Here is a 26,728-nt window from a genome sequence, read left to right on the forward strand (position 1 = left end):
GATTAATTTTTTGTTTTGTAGACCTCACCTCCCAAGAAGGAAGTGCCATGAATATCTCTGATACCAAAGCCACCCTGTCGTTTTCCGATGGCAGTACTCCCATCGACATGCCGATCTACAAGGGCACTGTCGGCCCGGACGTCATCGACATCCGCAAGCTGTACGCCCAGACCGGCAAATTCACGTACGACCCGGGCTTCATGTCGACCGCCGCCTGCAACTCGACCATCACCTACATCGATGGCGACAAGGGCGAACTGCTGTACCGCGGTTACCCGATCGAGCAACTGGCCGTCAATTGCGACTTCCTGGAAACCTGCTACCTGCTGCTGAACGGCGAACTGCCGACCAAAGAAGAAAACCAGAAATTCAGCGACACCGTCACCAAGCACACGATGGTGCACGAGCAGATGCAATTCTTCTTCCGCGGCTTCCGCCGTGACGCGCACCCGATGTCGGTGCTGGTCGGCACGGTCGGCGCGCTGGCCTCGTTCTACCACGACTCGCTCGACATCAACGATCCGCATCACCGCGAAGTCTCGGCCATCCGCCTGATCGCCAAGATGCCGACCCTGGTCGCGATGTCGTACAAATACTCGATCGGCCAGCCCTTCGTGTACCCACGCAACGACCTGTCGTACAGCGCCAACTTCATGCGCATGATGTTCGGCAATCCGTGCGAAGAATACAAGGTCAACGAAGTGCTGGTGCGCGCACTCGACCGCATCCTGATCCTGCACGCCGACCATGAGCAGAACGCGTCGACCTCGACCGTTCGCCTGGCCGGTTCCTCGGGCGCCAACCCGTTCGCCTGTATCGCCGCCGGCATCGCCTGCCTGTGGGGGCCCGCGCACGGCGGTGCGAACGAAGCCGCCCTGAACATGCTGAAAGAAATCGGCACGGTCGAGAACATTCCTGCTTTCATCGAAAAAGTGAAAGACAAGAATTCCGGCGTCAAGCTGATGGGCTTCGGTCACCGCGTGTACAAGAACTTCGACCCGCGCGCCAAGCTGATGCGCGAAACCTGCCACGAAGTGCTGCAGGAACTCGGCCTGCAGGACGACCCGCTGTTCAAGCTGGCGATGGCCCTGGAAAAGATCGCGCTGGAAGACGAATACTTCGTATCGCGCAAGCTGTACCCGAACGTCGACTTCTACTCGGGCATCGTGCAATCGGCGCTGGGCATTCCAGTGTCGCTGTTCACCGGTATTTTCGCGATGGCGCGCACCATCGGCTGGATCGCCCAGTGGAACGAAATGATTTCCGATCCAGAACAGAAGATCGGCCGTCCACGCCAGCTGTTCGTCGGCTCGCAGACGCGCGACGTACCGGCAATGGACAAGCGCTGATCGCAGCGCTTTGCCAATAAAAGAGCGAGCCCTGGGCTCGCTTTTTTTACGCCTGGACGATCCGGTCCGCCTTGCGGATATTCTTTTTAAATTCGCGCAGAGGGGGAGCGCGGGAGATAACCCGAAGCATGCCAATATCTCCGGCTGCTCATGATATATGCCGCTTATGTGCATGCCTTATTCTCGCCGCATATATTGCGGGCGCCAGATTACGCCGCTACTTAATAGAATAAGTGCGCAAACAGCGTGAGATGGAATTGGCCTCGATGGCGAATAGGCTGTATGAGCCGCTCGCCCTGAAATGATGCTGCGCGTGTCGGGCCGCCTGTTCGGACACGGGGCCGTCACCTTGGCCGGCCGGCCTGACACAGCGTGAACCTCGGACAAGCGCGCCAGGCGCGCTTGTCGATCGCCGCGCGCGGGCTTATTGCCCCGGCGGCAGCTCGACCAGGCTGGCCTTGACGCTGGCCACGCCACCAGGCGGTTTCTGGGCTTCGTAGAAGGCGGTTGCCTTGTCCGGCCAGACAATGATTTCGCTCTCGCCATTGCCGAGGAATTTCGTCGCCTTCTGGACCGTCGAGCCGACCTGGATCGACATGTTCATCTTGACGCCACCGGTGGCTTCGACCGAAAACTTGTAACGCTGGCCTGCCTTGGGCGCCGCCCACGTGGTGCGTCCCAGTCCCCGATTCGAGTAGTTCCGCTGAATCATGGTGTAGGACGTCGTCGGCGCAGTCCAGCGCAGCGACTGGGTAAAGGTGTCGAACACGCCGGACGGGCCGACGCCCTGGATGCGCAGCCAGTCGCCGCGCAGGGAAAGGATGTTGACGTTGGTTTCCGGTACCCGTGCCACGCCGTTGCCAGCGATATGGCCGCTGTGCGAGACAACCCGGCGCAGCGCTTGATGGATGAGCCTGAGCTGCGGCCGCGGCATGGCGCTCCATGGCGCGCCGATTTCGACGTAGATCGCGAACGGGGTGTTGTCGTTACGGTCGACGACGTAAGCGCCGTATTTCATGAGCGTGCGGGCAACCTTCAAGAGCTTCGGATCGGTGATCTTGCTCAGGTCAAAGTTTGGCGGCAGCATCATCAGCGCGCCTTCCGGAATCTGGCCGGTGTTCGGCCTGGTCGCGATGGTGGAGTCGGCCGCCGTTGCCGGGTACACATAATGGTTCGGCGCCGCGCTCAAGCCGCTGAAGTCGAGCGACATGGACAGGGCATGCTCGTAGAGGGGCTTGCCGTCATCGACCTCGCCTTTGCGGATCAGTCCCCCGGCTGGCGCCGGACCGGCCGCGCGTCCACCCTGGTAATGGTGGGACGGCGTGCCCCAGCCGGTACCGGTCAGCGGCGTCCAGGAAACACGGGTGGCGATCCACTTGCCTTCGCTGTTCTTGACCAGGTTGGAGAACGAGTACAGCCGGTTGAGCTTGGCGTCGACAATGTCGGCATGGCCGTCACCGCCGGAGGCGGGAACGGTGGACGCCGGCCAGTGGGGAATCGTATAGGTCGCCAGCTCCACCTCGGCATCGGTATCCATCACGCCGGCCCGGTTCGGATGAGGATAGATCAGCATCGGGGCGTCGCTTTCCTTGGCCTCGAATACCCCTGACGAATAGATGCCGGCATCGATCACCGGATCCCAGTTGGTGCTGGTAGGCGGTATTTGATAGGTTCCCAGGACCGGATTGACCGGATAGGAATTCCACAGCGAATCGGCCGCGAATGGTTTTTGATACGTGCCGAAAGCCGGCGTGGAACCGGTTTGTGCCTGCGCCAGTGTCGCCACCGTCAGCGCCAGCGTTCCAACTGCGATGCATCGTTTCATTTACAAGTCCTCGATATGAGTAATAACCGGCAAGAAGACGCGCCTTGACGCAGCGGCGCGCGATCGTGAAAGTCGGGGAAAGTCGTCGATTGCGGCTAATAGGGGGCGATTAGCCAGTGCCGACATTAGCACAGGATCTGGCATGATTGGGCGGTTCTTGCAATCGTTTGCAAAATAAAGTGCCGGGATTGTTTTTTATCCTCGAGCCGGGTAAATAGATGACCGCCGCCGATTCAAAATGATTGGCGCTTTCCGCTTATTACATTAGAAAATCTCATTCACTTAGAAAATGCTAACGGTCGATGCATATTATTAATAGTATTTAATGTTAAGGCATTGGATCTTGCTATGCCTGGAAGCGGCGCCGCCCAAGCCGGGTCCCGTGTTGCCGCTGCCGCTGCCGGTGCAGGGCGGGGCGGGGCGTGTACAATCCCGACTCCTCCTGTCCACCGCGTTCAAGGAAGTCCAATGAAAAAGACACTGCTGGCTTGCATCCTGTTCATATTCAGCCTGGGCGCGTTGGCACAGCCGTCCGACCCCGCTTCCCCCGACGTCAGACTGATCAATGCGTTTGTCGACGAATGGCACGACGACGCCGCCCACGCGCGTCCGGCCTATTTCGACAAGATGGCGAAAAACGGTGTCTACATCGGCACCGACAAGACCGAGTTGTGGAACCGCGATGCGTTCAAGGAGTGGGCCAAGCCGTATTTCGCGAAGGGCGCCGCCTGGTCGTTCAAGGCCATCAGGCGCAATGTGTATATGTCCGCCGACAAGAAATTTATCTGGTTCGATGAACTGCTCGATACCCGGATGGGCGTGTGCCAGGCCAGCGGGGTGATGCGCAGGACGGCAAAGGGATTCGAGATCGCGCATTATCAGCTGTCGATCGCCGTACCGAATCCGGTGGCCGACAAGGTCACCAGAACGATCAAGGAGTTTGAAGCCGCTCCGGCTGCAAAATAGACGGACCGAAGGGACACCTGCCCGTGCATCATCGCAGCAATTACACCGGCCGCTTCGCGCCGTCGCCGACCGGCCCGCTGCACCAGGGATCGCTGGTGGCGGCCATGGCGAGTTTCCTGGACGCCAGGGCGCACCAGGGGAGCTGGCTGGTGCGCATTGAGGATGTCGACGAAGGCCGCAGCGTGCCTGGCGCGGCGGACAACATCCTGGCGCTGCTGCGCACCCTCGGCATGGATTGGGATGGCGAGGTGGTCTGGCAGAGCCGCCGCAAGGCGCTGTACCAGGCTGCCGCCGACAAGCTCGGCGCGCACCTCTACCCCTGCGGCTGCAACCGCCGCGAAATAGCCGATTCCCGCCTCGGCACCGCACCCGACGGGTCCGCCATCTACCCCGGCACCTGCCGCCACGGCCTGGGGCCCGGCAAGACCATGCGCAGCCTGCGCGTGCGCGTGCCCGATCCTGCGCACCCGGCCGAGGAGCCGGGCGACGCCGGGAATGCCGGTAACGCGGGCAAGGCCGACAACGCCGACAACGCCGGCCAGACCGACGATGCTGGCAACACCGACCTGATCGCCTTCACCGACCGTTTCGCCGGCCATGTGGCGCAACATCTGGCGACCGAGTCGGGCGACTTCGTGCTCAAGCGCGCCGATGGCTTCTGGGCCTACCAGCTTGCGGTGGTGGTCGATGACGCGCAGCAGGGCGTGAGCGACGTCGTGCGCGGCGCCGACCTGATCGATTCGACCCCGCGCCAGATCTACCTGCAGCAATTGCTGGGCGTACCGACGCCGCGCTACCTGCATGTGCCGGTCGTGCGCAATGCGGATGGCGAAAAGCTGTCCAAGCAGACCGGTGCGCTGGCGGTCGCTCCCGGCGACGAACGCCAGGCCCTGGAAGCACTGCATGCCGCCGCCGCCTTCCTGCAATTGCCGGTAGCACAGGCGCGCGCAAGCTCGGTCGGCGCTTTCTGGCAAGCCGCCATCCCCGCCTGGGCCGACAGGATCGGGCTGTCTTCCGCCGGCGCCTGACACCGGATCAGGCCCGCCGCGCCGTCCTCAGCCGGCTTGCGCGCGCGACCACCCCCAGCACGCCCAATCCCAGGGCCATCAGCGCCCAGGTCACGGCTCGGGGGAGCTGAAGGACGCACGCAGCGGACGCCATCGACGCGCTACCAGGGTTGGACCGGTGGGCGCGGAGGATGATTTCCGCCATGCGCGATATTTTTTTGTATCGATCCTTGCGGCAAGGACCTTACTTTTTCTGGATGGTGATCTGGCCGTCCGCTTCAAGAAAAGCGCAGCGCATGTCCTTGATGTCGCAATCGGCACAGCGCAGCGCCTGGTCGACTTCCTCGCGTGAAATGCGGCAGCGCTTCATCACCTTCTCGTACAGTTCGCCGTCGCGGCCCAAGAGCACTGCGCTGCCGTCGAGGATGTCCGACATTTTTTTGCTGTGCGATGACAGGAAGGCCATCGTCATGTTCAGCCCCACCAGCACGGCCGCGACGATGAAACCGCCAACCAGCGATTGATCGCCGCCGGTCAGCGAGTTCGACACCGCTTCGCTGAGCAGCATCACCACCAGCAGGTCGAAGGGGGTGAACTGGCCCACCGTACGCCGGCCCGACACGCGCACCATGACCAGCAGGATCAGGTACACGGCCGCGCCGCGCACGACGAATTCCCACCATGGCAGGTTCATCTCGAACATGGGTCTTCCTTTCCCGGATTTTTATCACATTGTAAAGAAACGCGGAAAAACATGGCTCGTGCACGCGTGCGCACCGTGCCCAAATGCTGTCAATAAAGTTGTACATACAAGCTGCTTTATATGTTACTTTGCGGCTGCAGGAAAATTATGAAAATAACTATAAAGGAGACGGAATGAAGTTGTTGCCATTACTGTTGGGCGTTGTTTTGTTGGCCGATGCGCGCGCCGACGCATCCTTGCTGGGAGATACGGTCGATGCCGGCATGTACCGCACCATCGATACCGGGCGCGGGGTCGGCCGCATCACCGGATTCGGCCTGGACAGTCCATTCGTGGTCGAGAGCGGCAGTGCGGACCGGAAAGGCTACAGTGTCGCCTACACCCTCGATGTCGATGCCGACCGCTTCGCCATCGATTACCGCAATTCCTTTGCCTGGGGCGCCGGCATCGTCTTCCGCCTGACCGACCTCGATTTCAGCAACGGCGCCTTGCTGCAATCGCTGACGGTCGACACCAATATGGTGGGTTATGGCCTGACGGTCGGCGCCGACTACGTGGAAATCAACTGGAGCGGCGTGAGCGGCACGCGCGATGCCTACTTTAACGGCCAGTTCGTCACCAGCGCCGTTCCGGAGCCGGGTTCGACGGCGATGCTCGCGCTGGGGCTGGCGGTGGTCGGTGCCGGCGCCGCACGCGCGCGCAGGGCGCGGCGCGGCTGAGGCGGCACCATCGGCGGCGCTGCGCTGGCGCCGTCGAGCGCGTTGGCGGATAATCCCCGCATGTTCAAACTCACCTTTCTAGGCACGTCCTCGGGCGTGCCCACCAAAAACCGCAACGTCACCGCGCTGGCGCTGCAAACCTCCCTGAACCGCGACTGGTGGCTGGTCGACTGCGGCGAGGCGACCCAGCACCGCCTGCAACACATCGCGCTGACCGTGCACGACCTGGCCGGCATCTGCATCACCCACATTCACGGCGACCACAGCTACGGCTTGCCGGGCCTGCTGGCCAGCGCCGCCATGACCGGCCGCAAGCGCCCGCTGATCCTGATCGCGCCGCTGGCCGTCAAGGCCTGGCTGGACGCGACCATCCTGCATACGGAACTGTTCCTGCCGTTCCCGCTGATCCATGTGGATGTCGCAAGCGAGCAGCTGGTGCACCAGGAGAGCGGCCTGAGCATCGAGCGCCACCACCTGTCGCACCGCGCCCCGAGCGTCGGTTTTCGCTTCGCCGTCGAAACCAGCAAATGGAAGCTCGACAGTGCCGCCCTGCGCGCGCGCGGCGTGCCGTCCGGTCCGCTGTGGGGCAAATTGCAGGCGGGCCAGGATGTGGTGCTCGACGATGGCAGCGTGCTGGCGGCCGCCGATTTCCGCGTGGCCGATGTGCAGCGCGCGGTGGCGGTGATCGGCGGCGACAACGATAACCCGGCGCTGCTGGCCGAGGCCTGCGCCGGCGCCCAGGTGCTGGTGCATGAATCGACCTATACCGAGGCGATCCTGCAAAAGGTCGGGCCGGGACCGACCCACAGTTCGGTACAGCGGGTAGCGCAGTTCGCAGCAGAAATCGGTTTGCCGAACCTGATCCTGACCCACTTCAGCGCGCGCTACGACAATCCGCAAGGCATGGCCGAGCTCGAAGCCGAGGCGCGCCTGCATTACGCGGGCACTCTGTTCCTGGCGGAGGATTTTGCCAGTTACGAGCTCGATGCGGGCGGGGTGCTGCGCAAGCTGTCGGCACAATGAGCAATGAGCGGATTTCCGGCCGGCGCGCCATGCGACTGCCTGCATGCAGGAAGAGTGACAATTGATGTGTGTCAGATTCGAAAGTTACCGCTCACTTCTGGTGCGACGACTTCATGCAAGCCGTTGACTTCCCGATCCCGGGTCGCCCCGTTTCTTTGCAAACGAAGAATCGTCAGCATCTTCAAGCGTGGAAGAGATTTGTTCGGGATCAAGCAACGATGGTCTGGACGCCGGGCCGTCCGCCAGTGTCGTCGCGCGCGCTGCGCTGTTCGATCGTGTATCTTTGCGGCAGCGCTCCTGCCGATGTCGACAACATCGTGAAACCAATTCAGGATGCGCTTGCAGGAGTCGTGTTTAAGGACGATTTGCAGGTGTCCGACATCGGTCGCCATCGACGCTTCCATGGCGAAGCGCTCGACGTCACTTTCCTGCCCTGGCTGCTCTGCGGATCGCCCGTGGAGCGAATGCGACGAGCAGCGCCGTCAAAGCGCGCGCGCTGTCCGCCGCGCTGAAAAACCTGGTGGCCGGGGAATGGTCGGAGGCGAGGCCTGCATAAGCGAGCCGATATCGCGACCGACCTTATTCGCCGGACCCGCCATCGCGATATTCGCCGATGACCTCGATCAGCCCGACGATATGGTCGTTCAGTTCTTCCAGTTCCTCCGCCGGAACCCACCACTCCGTGTGGATGTCGCCGCCGACTTTCTGCACCTGGAAGCGCGCCATGAAGGAGGCCAGCACGTGAAACCGCGTCACGTAACCGACTCCGCTGGCGCCGATGTTCCACTCGATGGCAATCTGCTTCGCATACGCTTCGTTCGTCACCGGATAGAAAATCGGTTGCTCCGGCAGCCGCGGCGGCCAGCGCCTGAAACCGCTCTGGCGCACCAGCGCCAGTTCCTCCGGGCCGGCAGGGCGGTAGAGCACGATGGTGTTATCTGTCATGTTTCGCTTTCAAATCGTTTTTATATCCGCAGCCATCGTCATGGCGCGCGGCGGTACATCACATCGGTGCGCAGCACATATTTGAGGCCGTCGACCACTTCCGTGCCCTGATGCAGCAGCGTGTGCGGGAACACCAGCGCCGCGCCTTCCTGCGGCTTGATGAATTCGGTCCTGAATTCCGTATCGCCGCCCTCGACGTCGCCGTTCAGGTAAATCATGAAGGTCAGGCGGCTCTCTTCGTCGGGCGAGCGGGCGAACACGCCATCCCTGTGCCATTTGAAGTATTCGCGCGGACCATACCGGTAAAAGCGGAAGCGTTCGTTCAAGCCGCTCAGCTCCCAGCCGTCGATCCTGGCGGGAAGCAGGGCGCGCGCGCGTTGGAACAGGGAATCGGCCAGCGCGGCATCGTCGAGAATGACGCGGTCGTTATTGCGGATCTCTTCCGCGCGCCGCGCGCCGTCGCGGAAATTGACTTCCGACGGTACGTAGCCCGCTTCTTCGCCCAGCGCGATGTAATGCTGGCACATGGCTGGGCTGAGGAAGTGTTCGATGAGGAAGGCTCCCGAGTTTCTCTCGACGACGCGCATGGTGGTGTGCATATGAGTTCATTTTCCTTGAATGAACCCATCATAAATCACTTAGTGATTAATCTCAACTAACTTAGTGTGAATTTTTCACCAAGAGCGCGGGCGAGTCTGCCGGTGCGGGAAGGAGTTACTTTTTTTCCTCATCCAGGATCGCCTGGATCTCTGCCCGTTCGCGCGCGCTGACATGCCCGCGCAGGGCGGCCAGCACCAGTTCCTTGCCCGAGCCCGAAAACGCCTTGTGGATCAGCTCCTTGATCAGGCTGGTCTGCAGCGAATCCTGCGGCTGCGCCGGCGCGTACACATGCGCGCGGGCGCGCTCGTCGCGGGTCAGCAAGCCCTTGGTGTGCATTAATTGCAGCAGGCGCAGCACGGTCGCGTACGCCATGTCGGGACGGCTGGCCACGGCCGCCTGGTGCACCTGCCTGGCGCTGGCCGGTCCGAGTTGCCACAACAGGCGCAGCATCTCCAGTTCCGCTGCGGTGGGCTTGGGGATGGCGGTCGGCTCTGGCATGGGGAAGGCGCTGGTGGGAATGCACCTAGAATAAATTATCTAGATGCGAAAGTCCAGTTCAGATCTCCGACCACATGCGCAGCAGGTTGTGATAGTGCCCGGTCAGGCTGACCGTTTCCTCGGTGTCGCCGAGTTTGGCGCGCAGGCGCACGATGGTCTGGTCGAGTTCGAGCAGCATGGCGCGCCGGCCGTCGTCGCGCACCATGCTCTGGACCCAGAAGAATGAGCAGACGCGGCTGCCGCGCGTGACCGGCTCGACCTTGTGCACGCTCGACGAGGGATACACGATCATGTCGCCGGCCGGCAGTTTGACTTCGTGCACGCCGTAGGTATCGTTGACGATCAGTTCGCCGCCATCGTAGTCCTCGGGCTCGCACAGGAACAGGGTGCAGGAGACATCGGTGCGCAGCGGCAGGGCGCTGCCAAGCACGTTGCGCACCGCGCCGTCCACGTGCGCGCCGTAGTGCCCGCCGCCGGTGTAGCGGTTGAACAGCGGCGGCACGGTGCGCAGGGGCAGGGCGGCGGCGAAGTAGAGGGGATTGGCGGCCAGCGCGGCCAGGATGACGCGGCCGAGTTCGGCGGCGAGGGGGCCGTCGGTGGGCAGTTGCTGGTTGTGCTTGACCTGGGCGCCCTGGGCGCCGACCGTGGCGCGGCCATCGGTCCAGTCGGCGTCGTCCAGCGCGCGCCGCATGGCGGCGACCTGGTCGGGGGTGAGCACTTGGGGAATGTGGAGCATCATGAAATGGGTGATGGATGAGGAGGCGAGCTATCGAGTACTGTTATGCGTTGGCCTCAACACCGTCATTCCCGCGATGGCGGGAATGACGGATTGAAGGATTGAAGGATTGAAGGATTAAAGGATTAAAGGAGACAGCTTGTTATCGCAAAGCCGACGGAACGACGGGCATCAAAAGCGGAAGTTCGCGGTCAGGCTGGCCGAGCGCGGCGCGCCCGGGGTGTAGCGGTAACCGCTCTTGTTGATCTGGGCAATGTACTCCTTGTCCGCCAGATTGTACAAGTTCAGCTGCAGGTCGACGTTCTTGCTCACGCTGTACGATGCCATCGCATCGACCACCCAGTACGCGTCGGCGAAGGCCGGGGTGCCGACCGCGCCGTCGGTGCCGCGCAGCAGCTTGCCGACGTAACGCGCGCCGGCGCCGATTTTCAGGCCCATCGGCAGGGTGTACGAGGTCCACGAGGTGAAGGCATCCTTCGGCGTGTAATTCAGGTTGTTGATCCCGCTGGCGGTGACGACCTTGCCGTTGCTCACTTCCGTATCCATGCGGGCATAGCCGGCGCTGACCAGCCAGTTGCGGGCCACTTCGCCGGTCACGCCCAGCTCGATCCCCTTCACCTGCTTGCGTCCGGTCTGGTAATACAGCAGGTCCACCGGATCTTGCTCCAGCTCATTCTTGACGGTGGTCTTGTACAGCGCTGCCGTGAGCGACAGCTTTTGCTTGAGGAAATCCCACTTGGTGCCGATTTCGGTGGTGGTCGATTGCTGCGGATCGTATTTCGGGTTCGAAGCGCTGTTGGCGGACGTCGACAGCGTGAAGTTGGTCCCCGGCGGCTGCTTCGACGTGGCGATCAGGGCGTACACGCTGCTGTCGGCGGTCGGCTTGTACAGCGCCGAGATCTTGCCGTTGCCGACCGTGTCGCTCAGTTTCAGGGTGGTCGGCACCAGGGTACCCACCGGCAAGGTCGGGTTGGCGGCCGCGGTCGACAGGCTGGTGGCGTGGTAGTTGACGCTGAAGTGGTCCATGCGCCCGCCGACGTTGAAAATCCACTTGTCGCCCAGCTTGATGGTATCGAACAGGTACACGCTCTGGGTATCGACCTTGGCATTGGTGCCGACGCCGTTGCGCACCAGGTTCAGGCCGGTAATCGCGGAGTACGGATTGGGGGCGTACAGCGAGTCGACCGCCATCGTGCCGGCGCCGGTGTAGCTGTAGTTGGTCTGCTCTTCGCTGGTCAGCTCCAGGCCGCCCACGAAGGTGTGCTTCATGCCGCCCAGGTCCAGGTTCACGGTCGCCACGCTCTGGTTGGTCAGGATGGTGTTGGTCTGGTCCTTGACGGTGCGGTTGCCGCGCGTGATGGTCCAGGTCGACAGATCGTTGACGTTCGGCGTTTTCAGGTTGGCGCTGGTGCCCATGAAGGCGGTCAGCAGGTAATCCTGCGCCGTCTTGCCGTAGCGCGTGGTGTTCTGCAGCTTGACGGCCGGCGAGAAATCATGCTCGACCTTGGCGGTGAACATGTCGGCCTTGACATTGTCGTAATCGCTGGCCGAACCGTAGAAATTCTCCGGGTTCACGCGCGGCGCGGTGGTGAGGAAGGCGCGCGCGTCCGGGCTCTTGTAGCCGGGCAGGCCGATGGTCGGCACGCCGCCGGTCGGAATATTGTCCTGGTCCACGTGCAGATAGTTCAGGTAGACGCGGGTAGGGCTGTTCAGGCCGAAGGCGAGCGAGGGCGCCAGCGCCCAGCGCTTGTTCTTGACCACGTCGCGGCCCGGGGTGCCGCTGTCCTGCGCCAGCGCGTTCAGGCGCAGGGCGATGCCCTTTTCGGCGCTCAGGATGGTCGCGTAATCGACCGTGGCGCGCTTTTGCTTGCCGCTGCCGGCCACCACCGAGCCGGTGGTGCCGGACTCCATCAGCGCCTGCTTGGTCACCATGTTGACCGAGCCGGTCGGCGACGAGCGCCCGGTGTCGGTGCCGGCCGGGCCCTTGAGCACGTCGAGCTGCTCGACGTTGAACACGTCGCGCGAGATCGAGCCGATGTCGCGCACGCCGTCGACAAAAATGCTGGTCGACGAATCGAAGCCGCGCATGTAGATGGTGTCGCCGGTGGTGGTGTTGCCGTTTTCGCCGAGGAAGAAGGTGCCCACGCCCGGGGTGTTGCGCAGCGCTTCGGTCAGGGTCACCGCGCCTTGCTGGGCGATCAGTTCCTTCTTGATCACGGTCACCGTTTGCGCGGTGTTGAGCAGGGTTTCGGTGTACTTGGGCGAGGCGGCGCGGTCGGCCTTGAAGTCGTTGGTGCTTTCCTCGGCGGTTTTGCTGACGACCTGGACTTCGGGCAGGGTCTTCGCCTGAGGAGCGTCGGCGGCGGCATGCGCCGCGACCGGGACCAGCAGCGCGGCCAGTGCGGCGCTCATGTGTTGATTGAAACGGGATTGCGCGTGCTTGCGGCTTTTGATCGGGGCCATCTGCTTCTCTTCTTCGACGTGGTTAGGTTGGACATAAATTGCCAACAATCTAGTCATTGTAGGAGAAATGTAAAAGCATGTAAATGAGAATCGTTATCAACACGATTCGTATTCGTATTTGGTGAAATCGGCAAGCTTATGCAATTGGCATAGTTTCGGACGTAAAAAGTGTCATCAGTACACATCACGCCGATAGCGTCCGCTCTCGTCGAGCATGGCGACGGTGTCGCTGCCGAGCACCGTTTCCAGCGTCGCGTGCACGGCCCCGGCCATGCCTTGCAGGCTGCCGCAGACATAGATCGCGGCGCCGTCCGCCACCCACGCGCGCAGCCGGGCGGCTTGCGCGGCGAGCGCATGCTGCACATAGCGTTCGCTGCCGCCGTCGCGCGAAAACACCAGGCTGACGGCCTCCAGCATGCCGGCCTGGCGCCAGGCGGCGATATCGGCCGCGCAAAAATCGTCATGCGCGGCCTGGCGCTCGCCGAACACCAGCCAGTTGCGCGCCCGGCCTGCGTCGGCGCGGCTTTGCAGGTGCGCGCGCAGGCCGCCGATGCCGGTGCCGTTGCCGATCAAGATCAGCGGCCGCGCGGCATTCTCGCCGATCCGGAAGCGGCTGTGCTGGCGCACGCGCAGCAGCAGCGGCGCATCCTCCTGCGCCTCGCGGCACAGCCAGCCCGAGGCCATGCCCAGGGTGCCGTCCTCGCGCGCGTGCAGGCGCACCAGCAGCGACAGGCGCCCTTCAGCCATGGTCGAGGCGATCGAATACTCGCGCGGATAGTCCGGGTCGCCCGGCGCGCTCACCTGCACCAGGTCGCCCGCTTCCCATGCGGGCAGGGGGCCGGCGGCCGGCAGCAGGTCGATGCGGTACACCGGCGCGCCGGCGCTGCCGGGATTGAGCAGGCGGCGCGCTGCGATGCGCCAGTCGCCGTAGCCTGGGGCGCTCCAGTCGGGGGCGTCGCTGGTGCCGGCCAGGTGGCTCAGGTGATGCTGCCACGCCTCGATGGCGGCGCTGCGGCCGCGGTCCACTTCGACCCGCTCGAACAGCGCCTGCGCGCCGCACTGCCGCAAGGCGGCGTCCAGGCGGCGCCCGAAGCCGCAGTAATTGGCGTAGCTGCTGTCGCCCAGCGCCAGCACGGCGTAGTGCAGCTGGCCGAGCGCCATGCCCGGCTGGGCGAGCAGGCGCGCCAGGCGCGCCGCGCTGTCGGGCGCATCGCCCTCGCCGTAGGTGCTGGCGATGAACAGGATGCGCGCCGCGCCGCGCAAGGTGGCCTGGTCCAGGTGCTCGACGCTGATTGCGCGCGCCGCCAGGCCGCCGGTGCGCAGCGTCGCCACCGTGTGTTCGGCCAGCGCTTCGCCGGTGCCGGTCTGGCTGGCATAGGCCACCAGCCAGTCGGCCTTGCCGCCGCCGCTGTCCTTGTGCACGGCGCGGCGCGCGCGCAGCAGGGCCAGGCACATGCCCGCGTAGGCCGCCACGGCGGCGGCGGCGCCGCCCCAGCGGACCGGATCGACAGTGATCATTGGAGTAATTCCTCGTAGGCGGTGGAGACGACTTCGCGCAGCGCGCCTTGATGGCGCAGCAGGAAGCGCGCCGCCACGTTCTGGCGTTCGGCCAGCGCCAGTCCTTGTTCGGGCCCGAGCACCGACAGCGCGGTCGAGAGGGCATCGGCGGCCATGCATTCGGCATGCAGCACCGTGACCGAGGCCACGTCGTTGCGGATCGGCGCGCCCGTGCGCGGGTCGAGCGTGTGCGAGGCGCGCCGGCCCCCATGCTCGAAGTAGCGCCGGTAGTCGCCCGAGGTGGCGATGGCCAGCCCGTGCAGCGCCACCGTGGTCGGCGCCGCGCCGTCGCCCGCGCCCGGCACGCCTTCCAGCGCGACCCACCACGGCTGGCCGTCGGCCTTGGTGCCGGCGCCGCGCAATTCGCCGCCGATCTCCACCAGGTAGTGGTGCAGGCCCTGCGCTTCCAGGCAGCGCGCCAGCAGGTCGACCGCATAGCCCTTGGCCACCGAGGACAGGTCGATCTGCACGCCGCCCGGCTGCAGCGCGCGCCGGCTGGCGCGGTCCAGTTGCAGGCGCTGGCGGTCGGCGCGCGCCACGATGGCTTGCGTGGCCGCCGGCAGCGGCGCATAAAAATTGGCTTCGTTATAGCGCTGGCGCGCGCCGAAACCCCAGGCGTTGACCAGGGCGCCGGCGCAGGGATCGTAGGCGCCGCCGCTGGCCTCGGCCACCTCCAGCGCGTAGCTGAGCACCGTGAAGAAGGCGTCAGGCAGGCGGTGCCAGTTGCCCGCCGGGGCGCTGTTGAAGCGGCTCAGGTTGGAGTCGCGATCCCAGTGGCTCATTTGCGCCACCACCAGGTCCAGCTGGCGCTGCAGGGATTCCAGCACGGCCGGCCCGGCGCCCGGCGGCGCCATCACGCGCGCCGACCAGCTGGTGCCCATGCTGCTGCCGCCCAGGTCGAGCAGGGTGCTGGCGCGCGGCGGCAGGGCCGGCGCGATCGCGAGGGGGACGAGAACGCGGCGCCGCATTTACTCTGGCAGCACTTCGAGCGTGGCGGCGTAGCTGTAGCGGCGCGTCACGGCCGGTGCGTCGGCCGGGGCCGCGCCTTTGGCCTGGGCCGCCGGGAAGCCGGCGTTGAGCCAGTACATGCCGGGGGCCGGCAGGGTCACCGCCACCTCGCCCTTGGCGTCGGTTTCCAGGCGCACTTCGCCGAGCACGCCGCGATAGCGCACGCCGCCCGGAATCAGGCTGAAGGCGAACTTCGGCAGCGGCTTGCCGTCGAGCTGGAAGCGCCATCTGGCCGTTTCGCCGGCGCGCAGGTCGGTCGGATTGGTCAGCGGGATCATCTCCAGGCCCACGCCGCTCGGCTTGAAGGCGCCGTCGCTGGTCTTGTTGGCGCTCACGAACGTCTCCAGGCGCTGGTGGGCGTAGGTGGTTTTCAGCTCCTGCGCGTCGCTCGGCACTTCCTTGGCAAAGGCGTCCTCGCTGCCGCGGAAACGCTTGGCTTCTCCGGCCTTGTCCTTGTAGCTGGCCATCACGTTGCGGCTGACGAGACTGATCTTGTAGGTGCCGCTCTTGGCCATCTTCAGGTCGAAGGTGGCGCGCTGCCTGCCGGTGTAGCCGGCCGGCGCCGGCGTGACCACGCCATCCGGATCGGTGACGGTGGCCGCGTCGAGCCTGAGGGCGACGTGTTCGATGTCGAACAGGCCTTCCGAAATGGCGCCGTCGATGGTCACCCACGGTTCCTTCGCTTCGACCATGGTCGCTTGCGGGTACAGCCAGCCGCGGTGCGCGGAGGCGCTCAGCGACAGGGCGGCCAGGCCGAGGGCAAGCAGGGTCTTTTTCATCGTGAAGTTGGTCATGGTCGTCAATTAAGGGGTGATCTGGAGGGAAACCGCGCCGAGTTCTTCCTTGCCGCGCGCGCTGAAGGTTTGCTTGCCCTTGAGCGGCAGGCTGAAGGGAACGCGCACCAGTTCACGCCCGCCCGATTCGCGCGCCGCTTCGATCACCAGCTTGTAGTCGCCGGCCGGCAGCTTGTCGATGCCGGTGCGCGCCGGTCCGAAGCTGATGCTCTGCTCGCCCGCCGAGCGCGTCGCGCCGCTCACGCCGTCCAGCGGCAGTTCCACGTCGCGGCCCGCCTTGCGCCACCAGGTGCGCAGGTCCTTGACCCACTTGGTGCCGGCGTTGTCCTTCTTCTTGACGTCGTACAGCACCGACAGGTTGGCCGCCACGCTCTGGTCGGCGCGCTCGAGCCACATGGCCACGTACGGACGGTGGTATTCGGCCACGTTCAGTTGCGGGATTTCGAACTTGACGGCGAGGTCGGCGCCGACGGCCCAGCCGCTCAGCATGGGGAGGGTAAGGGCAAGCGTGTGTTGTAGTTTCATCGTGGGGTCAGTCAGTGGGTAAACAAGAGGGCGAGCAGCAGCGGCATGAGGATGCCGGCGCCGATCACCGGCCAGGTGGACGGGCGGTTGGCGGCGTGCAGTTTCATGATCAGGAAACCGGTCAGCGAAAACACCACGCAGGCCACCGCAAAAATATCGATGAACCAGCCCCACACCGGGCCCGCGTTGCGGCCCTTGTGCAGGTCGTTGAGCCAGGACACCATGCCGCGGTCGGTCTTTTCGTATTCGGCGGCGCCGTCGACGGCAATCCTCAGCCAGGCGTCGCCGCCCGGACGCGGCAGCGCCACATAGGCGTCTTCCTCGCTCCATTCGGCGTCGACGGCGCCGAGGTCGAGGCCGAACTCGCGGTCGGCCCAGCTGGCCACGCGCGGCGGCAGCGGCGCGCGCGCGTCGGCGTGCTCGCTGGCCGCCTGCTCCAGGTCGCGCAACAGGGGCGCGGGCAGGGTGGCCTTGCGCTTGCTGACCGCCGGCCTGGCCTCGATCTGGCTGGCGTGGTTGAGCGTGATGCCGGTGATGCTGAACAGGAGCATGCCCATCAGGCACAAGGCCGAACTGATCCAGTGCCAGCGGTGCAGGTTCTTGAGCCAGGCGGCGCGGCTGGCGCTGGGGAGCGTGGCAGGGGAGGACATCGGTACTTCCGTCAAGGAGCTAAACGCAAATGATAACTATTATCATTTGCTCGGTCAATGGCGCCATCGGACATTTACAATACGCAACAATCGCTTGCCTCCAAGCACAGTGGACCCGGTTTGTCCCTGCGCTGGCGCAAGAAAACGCGCTGCTAACTAGCGATAAAATTGTGATGTGTCAATTTATTGGCGCCAAAGTCGTGGTTTTGGCATCGCCCAATCAAAAAAGATGATCGGCAACTTTTTTCGCGAGGTGGAATGTTAGGCTACAATACGCGTGCTATTCTTCCGACCTCGTAAGAATGCTGCGAGCTTTACAAGTCCTTCCCCACAACTTGATGTGCAATCCGCTAACCGGTCAGGCCGTGTCGCGGAAGGTTAGATTAACCCGCCAAACTCGCGAAGCGCGAAGAAAGGTGAGCAAGATGATGCAAGAACAAACCGCGAACTCCTATTTGTTCGGTGGTAATGCGCCGTACGTTGAAGAGCTGTACGAGGCCTACCTCGACAACCCAGGCTCGGTGCCGGATAACTGGCGCGCCTATTTCGACTCCATGCAGAACGTCCCTGCGGTCGACGGCTCCAACAAACCCGACGTTGCCCATGCATCCGTCATCGCCTCGTTCGCCGAGCGCGCCAAGGCAGGCCCGATCCGTGTCGTGACCGCGTCCGCCGACGCCGAAATGGGGCGCAAGCGCGTCGCCGTCACCCAGCTGATCGCCGCCTACCGCTATCTCGGCTCCCAGTGGGCCAACCTGGACCCGCTGCAGCGCCAGGAACGTCCGATGATCCCGGAACTCGATCCGGCCTTCTACGGCTTCACCGATGCCGACATGGACATCGTGTTCAACATCAGCAATACCTACTTCGGCCCCGAGACCGCGTCCCTGCGCGACCTGCTGAACCTGCTGCGCGATACCTACTGCCGTTCGATCGGCGCCGAATTCATGTACATCGGCGATCCGGCGGAAAAGCGCTGGCTGCAGGAGAAACTCGAAGCGATCCGCTCGACCCCGAACTTCACGGCCGAGAAAAAAGCCCACATCCTCGAACGCCTGACGGCCGCCGAAGGCCTGGAGCGCTACCTGCACACCAAATACGTCGGCGCCAAGCGCTTCTCGCTGGAAGGCTCCGAATCGTTCATCGCCTCGATCGACGAAACCATCCAGCGCGCCGGTGAAAAGGGCGTGCAGGAAATCGTCATCGGCATGGCCCACCGCGGCCGCCTGAACGTGCTGGTCAACACCCTGGGCAAATCGCCGCAGGAACTGTTCGAAGAATTCGAAGGCAAGCACGGCGACGACCTGCCGTCGGGCGACGTCAAGTACCACCAGGGCTTCTCGAGCGATATCTCGACCGCCGGCGGTCCGGTGCACCTGTCGCTGGCCTTCAACCCCTCGCACCTGGAGATCGTCAACCCGGTCGTCGAGGGTTCGGTCAAGGCGCGCATGGAGCGCCGCGGCGACAAGGACGGCGCGCAAGTGCTGCCGATCCTGGTCCACGGCGACGCCGCGTTCGCCGGCCAGGGCGTGGTCATGGAAACGCTGAACCTTGCCCAGACCCGCGGCTACGGCACGGGCGGCACGGTGCACATCGTGATCAACAACCAGATCGGCTTCACCACGTCGGATCCGCGCGATGCGCGTTCGACCCTGTACTGCTCGGACGTGGTCAAGATGATCGAAGCGCCGGTACTGCACGTGAACGGCGACGACCCTGAAGCGGTCGTGCTGGCCACCCAGATCGCGCTCGACTACCGCGTCCAGTTCAAGAAAGACGTCGTCGTCGACATCATCTGCTACCGCAAGCTCGGCCACAACGAGCAGGATACCCCGGCGCTGACCCAGCCGCTGATGTACAAGAAGATCGGCCAGCATCCTGGCACCCGCAAGCTGTACGCGGACAAGCTGATCGCCCAGGGCACCCTGGCGGCCGACGGCGGCGACAAGATGGTCTCGGCCTACCGCGACGCCATGGACGCCGGCAAGCACACGATCGATCCGGTCATCTCGAACTTCAAGAACAAGTACGCGGTCGACTGGCTGCCGTTCCTGAACCGCAAATGGACCGACAGCGCCGACACCGCCGTGCCGATGACGGAACTCAAGCGCCTGGCGACCCGCATCACCACCCTGCCTGAAAACTTCAAGGTCCACTCGCTGGTCGAAAAAGTGCTGGCCGACCGCGCCTCCATGGGCCGTGGCGAATTGAACCTGGACTGGGGCATGGGCGAGCACCTCGCTTACGCGTCGCTGGTCTCGTCCGGCTACGCCATCCGCCTGTCGGGCCAGGATGCCGGCCGCGGCACCTTCACCCACCGCCACGCCGTGCTGCACGACCAGAACCGCGAACGCTGGGATGCAGGCACCTACGTCCCGCTGTGCAATGTGTCGGAAGGCCAGGCGCCGTTCGTCGTGATCGACTCGGTGCTGTCGGAAGAAGCGGTGCTGGCCTTCGAATACGGCTACTCGACCGCCGAGCCGAACACCCTGACCATCTGGGAAGCCCAGTTCGGCGACTTCGCCAACGGCGCCCAGGTCGTGATCGACCAGTTCATCGCGTCCGGCGAAGTCAAATGGGGCCGCGCTTCGGGCCTGGTGATGATGCTGCCGCACGGTTACGAAGGCCAGGGGCCGGAGCACTCGTCGGCGCGTCCGGAACGCTTCCTGCAGCTGTGCGCGGACAACAATATGCAGGTCGTGCAGCCGACCACCGGCTCGCAGATCTTCCACCTGCTGCGCCGCCAGATGGTGCGCCAGTTCAGGAAGCCATTGGTCATCCTGACGCCGAAGTCGCTGCTGCGTAACAAGGACGCCAGCTCGCCGCTGGCCGAACTGGCCAAGGGCATGTTCCACACCGTGATCGGCGAAGTCGACGAGAAAATCGACGCCAAGAAGGTCAAGCGCGTGATCGCCTGCTCGGGCAAGGTCTACTACGACCTGGTCAACAGCCGCAAGACGCGCGGCCAGAGCGATGTTGCCATCATCCGTATCGAACAGCTGTATCCGTTCCCGCACAAGTCGTTCGCGGCCGAACTGAAAAAGTTCCCGAACGCGACCGAAGTGGTGTGGACCCAGGATGAGCCGCAGAATCAGGGGCCATGGTTCCAGATCCAGCACAACATCTTCGAGAGCATGGAATCGGGCCAGCGCCTGGCGTATGCGGGCCGTCCGGCTTCGGCATCGCCTGCCGTCGGTTACGGCGACAAGCACAATGCGCAGCAGAAGGAATTGCTGGAAACCGCATTCTCGAAGCTCAAGGGTTTCATCCTGACCAAATAATGACGGAGCGCCCCGCCGCATCGATCACCCGGCGGGGCGCTTGCTAAAAACAATACACGGAGTTTTACATGGCACAAATCGAAGTCAAAGTCCCAGTCCTGTCGGAATCGGTCGCGGAAGCGACCCTGCTGTCGTGGCACAAGAAAGTCGGCGAGCCCGTCACGCGCGACGAAAACATGATCGACATCGAGACCGATAAAGTCGTCCTCGAACTGCCAGCGCCATCGGCCGGCATCATCACCCAGATCCTCAAGGCCGACGGCAGCACCGTCGTGGCCGGCGAAGTCATCGCCATCATCGATACCGAAGCGTCGGCGCAAGTGAGCCCGCTGCAGATTTCGAGCGCCCCCGTGCAGGCCGCGCCGGCCGCCGCCGATCCGGTCGCCGCCGCCATCAACGCGATCGCCTCGAAAGCCAATGTCGCCATGCCTGCCGCCGCCAAGCTGCTGGCCGATAACAATCTGACCACGTCCGACGTGGCCGGCAGCGGCCGCGACGGCCGCGTGACCAAGGGCGACGTCCTGGGCGCGCTGGGTTCCGCAACCCAGCCCGGCGGCGTCAAGCCAGCCGCTCCCGCTCCGCTGGCAGCGCCAGCCGCGCCAGCCAAGGCGCCGCTGCAGCAGGTGGCCGCACCGGCCGTCGCCAGCCTGGGCGAGCGTCCGGAAGAGCGCGTGCCGATGAGCCGCCTGCGCGCCCGTATCGCCGAGCGCCTGGTGCAGTCGCAGTCGACCAACGCCATCCTGACCACGTTCAACGAAGTGAACATGCAGCCGGTGATCGACCTGCGCAACAAGTACAAGGACAAGTTCGAGAAAGAGCACGGCGTCAAGCTGGGCTTCATGTCCTTCTTCGTCAAGGCCGCCGTCGCCGCGCTGAAGAAGTACCCGATCATCAACGCCTCGGTCGACGGTAACGACATCGTCTACCACGGCTACTTCGACATCGGCATCGCGGTCGGTTCGCCGCGCGGCCTGGTGGTGCCGATCCTGCGCAACGCCGACCAGATGTCGATCGCCGAGATCGAGAAGAAGATCGGCGAATTCGGCCAGAAAGCCAAGGAAGGCAAGCTGACCCTGGAAGACCTGACCGGCGGTACCTTCTCGATCTCGAACGGCGGCACCTTCGGCTCGATGCTGTCGACCCCGATCATCAACCCGCCGCAGTCGGCCATCCTGGGCGTGCACGCGACCAAGGACCGCGCCGTCGTCGAAAACGGCCAGGTCGTGGTGCGTCCGATGAACTACCTGGCGATGTCGTACGACCACCGCATCATCGACGGCCGCGAAGCCGTCCTGGGCCTGGTCACGATGAAGGAAACGCTGGAAGATCCGGCGCGTCTGCTGCTGGACCTGTAAGCACAAGGTGCACGCTGGCGCGCTGGCCGCAGCGCGTGCGTCGCCATTGTTTTGGATAGGTGGATAATTGAATATCTCCGACGAAATCAAGCGTTTGCACGAACTGCACCAGGCCGGCGCGCTGTCCGACGCCGAATTTTCACAGGCCAAGGCGCGCCTGCTGGCCGAGCAAGAGAAGGCCAGCCTCGGCCCCGGTCCCGGCAACGGCGACCTCGCCAGCGAGTTTTCCCGGCTGCGCCGCACGCGCGGCGACCGCTGGATCTCCGGCGTGTGCGGCGGCCTGGCCCGGGTCTCGGGCATGGATTCATGGGTATGGCGCCTGGTGTTTACGGTGTTTACCCTGTACTTCCTGCTCGGCCTGCTGATCTACCTGCTGATGTGGGTATTCGTACCAGAAGAATAAAACAAGGGAATCAATAATGAGTGACGCAAAACAATTCGACGTGGTTGTCATCGGCGCCGGTCCCGGCGGCTACATCGCCGCCATCCGTGCCGCGCAACTGGGTTTCAAGGTTGCCTGTATCGATGAATGGGCGAACGCCAAGGGCGGTCCGGCACCGGGCGGCACCTGCACCAACGTCGGCTGCATTCCTTCCAAGGCGCTGCTGCAGTCCTCCGAACACTTCGAGCACGCCGGCCACGCCTTCGCCGAACACGGCATCGACGTCGCCGGCCTGGCGCTGAACCTGCCGCAAATGTTGAAGCGCAAGGACACCGTCGTCAAACAGAACAACGACGGCATCCTGTTCCTGTTCAAGAAAAACAAGATCGCCTTCTTCCACGGCCGTGGCGCCTTCTCGGGCGCGGCCGAAGGCGGCTACCAGATCAGCGTCACCGGCCCCGCCGCCGAGACGCTCAGCGCCAAGCATGTCGTCATCGCCACCGGTTCCAACGCGCGTGAACTGCCGGGCGCGCCGTTCGACGAAAAACTGATCCTGTCGAACACCGGCGCACTGGCCATCGACGCCGTGCCGGAAAACCTGGGCGTGATCGGCGCCGGCGTGATCGGCCTCGAAATGGGCAGCGTGTGGCGCCGCCTGGGCGCCAAGGTCACGGTGCTGGAAGGCTTGCCGACCTTCCTCGGCGCGGTCGACGAGCAGATCGCCAAGGAAGCGCACAAGCTGTTTACCAAGCAGGGCCTGGCGATCAACCTGGGCGTGAAGATCAACAAGGTCAGCGCCGCCGGCGACAAGGTCACGGTGGAGTACGCCAACGCCGCCGGCGAAGCGCAGAGCGCCGTGTTCGACAAGCTGATCATCTCGATCGGCCGCGTGCCGAACACGATCGGCCTGGGCGCCGACAGCGTCGGCCTCAAGCTCGACGAGCGCGGCTTCATTGCGGTGGACGACGACTGCAAGACCAACCTGCCGAACGTGTGGGCGGTGGGCGACGTGGTGCGCGGCCCGATGCTGGCGCACAAGGCCGAAGAAGAAGGCGTTGCCGTGGCCGAGCGTATCGCCGGCCAGCATGGCCACACCAACTTCAACACGATTCCGTGGGTGATCTACACCTCGCCGGAAATCGCCTGGGTCGGCCAGACCGAGCAGCAGCTGAAAGCGGCCGGCGTGGCCTACAAGGCCGGCACCTTCCCGTTCATGGCCAACGGCCGCGCGCGCGCGCTGGGCGACACCTCGGGCATGGTCAAGTTCCTGGCCGATGCGGGCACCGATGAAATCCTCGGCGTGCACATCGTCGGCCCGATGGCGTCCGAACTGATTTCGGAAGCGGTCGTCGCGATGGAATTCCGCGCCTCCGCGGAAGACATCGCGCGCATCTGCCACGCCCACCCATCGCTGTCCGAAGCGACCAAGGAAGCCGCGCTCGCCGTCGACAAGCGTACGCTGAACTTCTAAATCCGTACCCCGCCGGGCGCGCCGATGCATGCCATTGGCCCGCCCGGCTTTCCGCATTGCCTCCCCAGATGAATGTCCAAGAGTTCTACCAGCACGCCTTATCCCAACGCGGCTTTACCTCGGACGCGGCGCAGCAGCGCGCGGTCGACCGCCTGCAGCGCGCCTTTGAAGAATGGGTCGATTTCCGGGCGCAGCGCTCGTCCACGTTCAAGCGCCTGATCAACCGCCCGGACGTGCCGCGCGGGGTCTACCTGTGGGGTGGAGTCGGGCGCGGCAAGTCGTTTTTGATGGACAGTTTTTACTCGGTGGTGCCGGTGGTGCGCAAGACGCGCCTGCACTTCCACGAATTCATGCGCGGCGTGCACCGCGAGCTCGATGAGCTCAAGGGCGTGGCCGATCCGCTCGACGAGGTCGCGCGCCGCATCGCCAAGAAATACCGCCTGATCTGCTTCGACGAATTCCACGTGTCGGATATTGCCGACGCCATGATCCTGTACAACCTGCTGACGGCGCTGTTCAACAACGGCGTGTCTTTCATCATGACGTCGAACTACGACCCCGACCTGCTGTACCCGGACGGCCTGCACCGCGACCGCATGCTGCCCACCATCGCCCTGCTCAAGGACAGGCTCGACGTGATGAACGTCGACGCCGGCATCGATTACCGCAAGCGCGCGCTGGAGCAGGTCGAGAGCTATTACACGCCGCTGGGCGCCGCCTCCGACGAGGCGCTGCGCACGGCCTACGCGCGCATCGCCGAGACGGCCGACGAAGACCCGCGCATCCGCATCGAAGAGCGCGAAATCCGCGCCTTGCGCCACGCCGGCGGCATCATCTGGTTCGATTTTGCGACCCTGTGCGGCGGGCCGCGCTCGCAGAACGACTACCTCGAAATCGCCAGCCGCTTCCACACCGTGGTACTGTCGGGGATTCCGGCCATGTCGGCCGCGCAGTCGTCCGAGGCGCGCCGGTTTACCTGGCTGATCGACGTCTTCTACGACCACAAGGTTAAACTGCTGATGTCGGCCGCCGTGCCGCCGGAACAGCTGTACACGCAAGGGACGCTGTCGAACGAGTTTCACCGCACCGTCTCGCGTATTATCGAAATGCAGTCGCGCGACTACATGGATGCGGAGCGCCGCGGCGCGGCCGACGCCCTTTCCTGACCTTCGCCCGACCAGCCCACAGGACACCGAACATGAACAACCGCTTTGCTTTTCTCCCGATCCGGCTTGCCGCGCTGGCGCTGGCCGCCGGCCTGGCCGCCTGCACGCCCGGCCTGCAGCCGACCAGCATGGCGCCGCCGGTGCCGGCCACCGAATCGCTGGAACAGGCCGCGCTCAAGCTCGAACAGGTGCGCACCCAGCGCGCCGCCGCCGAAGCGCGCTACGCCAACAGCGAAGCGACCTGCTACGAGAAATTCTTCGTCAACGACTGCCTAGACGAAGCGAGCGAGTACCGGCGCGTGACCCTGGCCTACCTGAACGCGGTGGAAGACGAGGCCAAGCACTTCCAGCGCAAGGCCTCGGCCGACGCGCGCGACGCGGCGGTGGCCGAATCGATCCGGGTGGCGGAAGCGGAAGAAGCGCGCCTGGCGGCCAATCCGACCCCGGCGCCGGTGGAAGCGCCGCCGAAAGTGAAGGGGCCGTCGAAGAAGCCGACCCTGGAAGCGCGCCAGGCGGCGCAGGCGGCCAAGCTGGCGCGGATCGCCGCCGAAGAGCGGGCCGCCGTGCCGCAACGGGCGGCCAACGCGCAAGCCTTCGAGCAGAAACGCATCGATTCCGAGAAGCGCCAGCGCAAGGTGGAAGAGAAGAAGGCGGCCAGCGCCAGGAAGGCCGAGAAGGCGGCCAGGGATGCGGAGGCGGCGGCGCAGCCGAAGGAAGTCAAGATGACCAAATGACGCGTCGTTCCCGCCAAGGGGGGCCGCCGAGGCCGGGAACGACGGATTATACCGCGCGGCGCATCCGTTCCACCGTGTAGTTCGGCACTTCCTTGGGCGGCTTGACCAGCTTGACGATGGCCATGGTGCAGTTGCCGCCCTTGCCCTGGGCGCGTTCCACCGCCTTGTTGATCAGCAGCTCCGAGGCCTGGCGCGGGGTGTTCTTGCTGGTCACCGCACCGAGTTCGCTATCGGTGAAGAAGTGCCACAGCCCGTCCGAGGCCAGCAGGAAGGTGTCGCCCGCCGCCAGGTTCTCGTGGTGGCCGACGGCCACGAACGGTTCCTTGCGGCTGTTGCCGAGCACATTGAACAGCAGCTTCGAGTGGCGGTGGTTCCTGGCCGCTTCCAGCGGCAGCTTGTCGGTGCCGACCAGGTGCTCGATATACGGCACGTCGCTGGTGCGCACCACGCACTCGGCGCGCACGAAGCGGTACAGGCGCGAATCGCCCACGTGCGCCCACACGGCCGTGCCCTTGGGGGTGATGATCAGCCCCACGAAGGTCGAATGCGGCTCGCTCTTGCTGGTCAGGGCATTGAGCTTGAGCACGGTGTGGGTTTCCAGCACGATGTCGCGCAGCAGCCCTTGCAGGCGCTCGATGCTGGGGGCGTCGCCCGGCTTGAACAGGTCGAATTGCTGCTTGGCCGTCAGCAGGGCCTGGTCGGCTGCGGCAGAGCCGCCGGAAACGCCGTCGGCCAGCACCGCCATCATGTAGCCGGGCGAACGGGCGCCGGTGAACAGGGCGGTGCGGTTGGTCTGCTCCGCTCGGTTACCGATGTGCTGCGCGGTACCGGCTTCTATCTTGTATACGTTCATATGCTTGGGGTAAAGTCCTGGCTGCGTTACCATACGGCTCTCGTGGCTGCCGTATTCTATATTGTTGGCTGCAACCGCGCCGTAGATTAAACTATGCACCGAGTATGCTGCTGCTTGC

26 protein-coding genes are annotated in these 26,728 nt (G+C 64.3%); 13 read left to right on the forward strand and 13 right to left on the reverse strand.

The window, feature by feature from the left end:
* Positions 1-47: 47 nt before the first annotated feature.
* Entirely contained in the window at positions 48-1,349 is a 1,302-nt protein-coding gene (gene gltA, locus EJB06_RS11960; RefSeq protein WP_126074242.1) for a citrate synthase, read from the forward strand.
* Positions 1,350-1,773: 424 nt separating this feature from the next.
* Here the strand turns inward: gltA and EJB06_RS11965 are convergent, their stop codons facing one another.
* On the reverse strand, positions 1,774-3,174 hold the full coding sequence (locus EJB06_RS11965; RefSeq protein WP_126074243.1) for an Atrophin-1 multi-domain protein: 1,401 nt from the start codon (positions 3,172-3,174) through the stop codon (positions 1,774-1,776).
* Positions 3,175-3,642: 468 nt separating this feature from the next.
* Between EJB06_RS11965 and EJB06_RS11970 the strand changes: the two genes are divergently transcribed.
* Together EJB06_RS11970 and gluQRS are read left to right on the forward strand one after the other, a co-directional pair.
* On the forward strand, positions 3,643-4,140 hold the full coding sequence (locus tag EJB06_RS11970; protein WP_126074244.1) for a nuclear transport factor 2 family protein: 498 nt from the start codon (positions 3,643-3,645) through the stop codon (positions 4,138-4,140).
* Between the two features lie 23 nt (positions 4,141-4,163).
* Positions 4,164-5,168 (forward strand): tRNA glutamyl-Q(34) synthetase GluQRS, encoded by a 1,005-nt coding sequence (gene gluQRS / locus EJB06_RS11975; RefSeq protein ID WP_126074245.1) that lies wholly within the window; start codon positions 4,164-4,166, stop codon positions 5,166-5,168.
* A gap of 223 nt (positions 5,169-5,391) precedes the next feature.
* On the opposite strand, the gene EJB06_RS11980 is transcribed toward gluQRS, so the two are convergent.
* Complete coding sequence (locus tag EJB06_RS11980; RefSeq protein WP_126074246.1) at positions 5,392-5,850, reverse strand: DUF421 domain-containing protein; 459 nt, start codon at positions 5,848-5,850, stop codon at positions 5,392-5,394.
* Positions 5,851-6,023: 173 nt separating this feature from the next.
* On the opposite strand from EJB06_RS11980, the gene EJB06_RS11985 reads away from it, so the two are divergent.
* The 3 genes from EJB06_RS11985 to EJB06_RS11995 all read left to right on the forward strand — a co-directional run bounded on the left by EJB06_RS11985 (position 6,024) and on the right by EJB06_RS11995 (position 8,104).
* A complete protein-coding gene (locus EJB06_RS11985) occupies positions 6,024-6,569 on the forward strand; it encodes a PEP-CTERM sorting domain-containing protein (RefSeq protein WP_164557901.1) in 546 nt (181 codons plus the stop codon).
* Between the two features lie 60 nt (positions 6,570-6,629).
* The gene (locus EJB06_RS11990) at positions 6,630-7,592 is read left to right on the forward strand and encodes a ribonuclease Z (protein WP_126074248.1); all 963 of its coding nucleotides are present in this window, start codon (positions 6,630-6,632) and stop codon (positions 7,590-7,592) included.
* A gap of 68 nt (positions 7,593-7,660) precedes the next feature.
* Positions 7,661-8,104, forward strand: a complete 444-nt coding sequence (locus EJB06_RS11995; RefSeq protein WP_126074249.1) for a RusA family crossover junction endodeoxyribonuclease — start codon at positions 7,661-7,663, stop codon at positions 8,102-8,104.
* A 67-nt stretch (positions 8,105-8,171) separates the two neighbouring features.
* On the opposite strand, the gene EJB06_RS12000 is transcribed toward EJB06_RS11995, so the two are convergent.
* From EJB06_RS12000 to EJB06_RS12045, 10 genes are all read right to left on the reverse strand, one after another.
* Positions 8,172-8,537, reverse strand: coding sequence for a hypothetical protein (locus EJB06_RS12000; RefSeq protein ID WP_126074250.1), 366 nt, complete (start codon positions 8,535-8,537; stop codon positions 8,172-8,174).
* Positions 8,538-8,575: 38 nt separating this feature from the next.
* Entirely contained in the window at positions 8,576-9,136 is a 561-nt protein-coding gene (locus tag EJB06_RS12005; protein WP_198420816.1) for a 2OG-Fe(II) oxygenase, read from the reverse strand.
* 115 nt (positions 9,137-9,251) lie between these two features.
* Positions 9,252-9,635, reverse strand: a complete 384-nt coding sequence (locus EJB06_RS12010) for a BlaI/MecI/CopY family transcriptional regulator (protein ID WP_126074251.1) — start codon at positions 9,633-9,635, stop codon at positions 9,252-9,254.
* Positions 9,636-9,693: 58 nt separating this feature from the next.
* The gene (locus tag EJB06_RS12015) at positions 9,694-10,374 is read right to left on the reverse strand and encodes a Fe2+-dependent dioxygenase (RefSeq protein ID WP_126074252.1); all 681 of its coding nucleotides are present in this window, start codon (positions 10,372-10,374) and stop codon (positions 9,694-9,696) included.
* 168 nt (positions 10,375-10,542) lie between these two features.
* Complete coding sequence (locus EJB06_RS12020; RefSeq protein ID WP_126074253.1) at positions 10,543-12,834, reverse strand: catecholate siderophore receptor Fiu; 2,292 nt, start codon at positions 12,832-12,834, stop codon at positions 10,543-10,545.
* A gap of 174 nt (positions 12,835-13,008) precedes the next feature.
* Positions 13,009-14,352 carry a sulfite reductase subunit alpha gene (locus EJB06_RS12025; protein ID WP_126074254.1) on the reverse strand — a complete coding sequence of 448 codons (1,344 nt, stop codon included), beginning with the start codon at positions 14,350-14,352 and terminating at the stop codon, positions 13,009-13,011.
* The gene (locus EJB06_RS12030) at positions 14,349-15,359 is read right to left on the reverse strand and encodes an FAD:protein FMN transferase (protein ID WP_229427037.1); all 1,011 of its coding nucleotides are present in this window, start codon (positions 15,357-15,359) and stop codon (positions 14,349-14,351) included. Before EJB06_RS12030 ends, EJB06_RS12025 begins: the two co-directional genes overlap by 4 nt.
* The gene (locus EJB06_RS12035; protein WP_229427038.1) at positions 15,360-16,193 is read right to left on the reverse strand and encodes a DUF4198 domain-containing protein; all 834 of its coding nucleotides are present in this window, start codon (positions 16,191-16,193) and stop codon (positions 15,360-15,362) included. It abuts the gene before it with no gap.
* A 9-nt stretch (positions 16,194-16,202) separates the two neighbouring features.
* Positions 16,203-16,718 (reverse strand): DUF2271 domain-containing protein, encoded by a 516-nt coding sequence (locus EJB06_RS12040; protein WP_126074255.1) that lies wholly within the window; start codon positions 16,716-16,718, stop codon positions 16,203-16,205.
* 11 nt (positions 16,719-16,729) lie between these two features.
* Positions 16,730-17,368, reverse strand: a complete 639-nt coding sequence (locus tag EJB06_RS12045; RefSeq protein ID WP_126074256.1) for a PepSY-associated TM helix domain-containing protein — start codon at positions 17,366-17,368, stop codon at positions 16,730-16,732.
* A gap of 29 nt (positions 17,369-17,397) precedes the next feature.
* On the opposite strand from EJB06_RS12045, the gene EJB06_RS12050 reads away from it, so the two are divergent.
* The 7 genes from EJB06_RS12050 to EJB06_RS12080 all read left to right on the forward strand — a co-directional run bounded on the left by EJB06_RS12050 (position 17,398) and on the right by EJB06_RS12080 (position 25,757).
* Positions 17,398-17,601, forward strand: a complete 204-nt coding sequence (locus EJB06_RS12050) for a hypothetical protein (protein ID WP_126074257.1) — start codon at positions 17,398-17,400, stop codon at positions 17,599-17,601.
* A 192-nt stretch (positions 17,602-17,793) separates the two neighbouring features.
* Positions 17,794-20,649 carry a 2-oxoglutarate dehydrogenase E1 component gene (locus EJB06_RS12055; protein WP_126074258.1) on the forward strand — a complete coding sequence of 952 codons (2,856 nt, stop codon included), beginning with the start codon at positions 17,794-17,796 and terminating at the stop codon, positions 20,647-20,649.
* 68 nt (positions 20,650-20,717) lie between these two features.
* Entirely contained in the window at positions 20,718-22,004 is a 1,287-nt protein-coding gene (gene odhB, locus EJB06_RS12060; RefSeq protein WP_126074259.1) for a 2-oxoglutarate dehydrogenase complex dihydrolipoyllysine-residue succinyltransferase, read from the forward strand.
* A 67-nt stretch (positions 22,005-22,071) separates the two neighbouring features.
* Positions 22,072-22,407: a PspC domain-containing protein gene (locus tag EJB06_RS12065; RefSeq protein ID WP_126074260.1), complete on the forward strand. Its 336-nt coding sequence runs from the start codon at positions 22,072-22,074 to the stop codon at positions 22,405-22,407.
* A gap of 16 nt (positions 22,408-22,423) precedes the next feature.
* Positions 22,424-23,857, forward strand: coding sequence for a dihydrolipoyl dehydrogenase (lpdA, locus tag EJB06_RS12070; RefSeq protein ID WP_126074261.1), 1,434 nt, complete (start codon positions 22,424-22,426; stop codon positions 23,855-23,857).
* Positions 23,858-23,925: 68 nt separating this feature from the next.
* A complete protein-coding gene (zapE, locus tag EJB06_RS12075) occupies positions 23,926-25,023 on the forward strand; it encodes a cell division protein ZapE (RefSeq protein ID WP_126074262.1) in 1,098 nt (365 codons plus the stop codon).
* A gap of 32 nt (positions 25,024-25,055) precedes the next feature.
* Entirely contained in the window at positions 25,056-25,757 is a 702-nt protein-coding gene (locus EJB06_RS12080; RefSeq protein ID WP_126074263.1) for a hypothetical protein, read from the forward strand.
* Between the two features lie 46 nt (positions 25,758-25,803).
* On the opposite strand, the gene EJB06_RS12085 is transcribed toward EJB06_RS12080, so the two are convergent.
* Positions 25,804-26,610 (reverse strand): PP2C family protein-serine/threonine phosphatase, encoded by an 807-nt coding sequence (locus EJB06_RS12085; protein WP_126074264.1) that lies wholly within the window; start codon positions 26,608-26,610, stop codon positions 25,804-25,806.
* Positions 26,611-26,728: the final 118 nt, after the last annotated feature.

The organism is Massilia atriviolacea (assembly GCF_003953935.1).
Lineage (GTDB): Bacteria > Pseudomonadota > Gammaproteobacteria > Burkholderiales > Burkholderiaceae_D > Telluria_A > Telluria_A atriviolacea.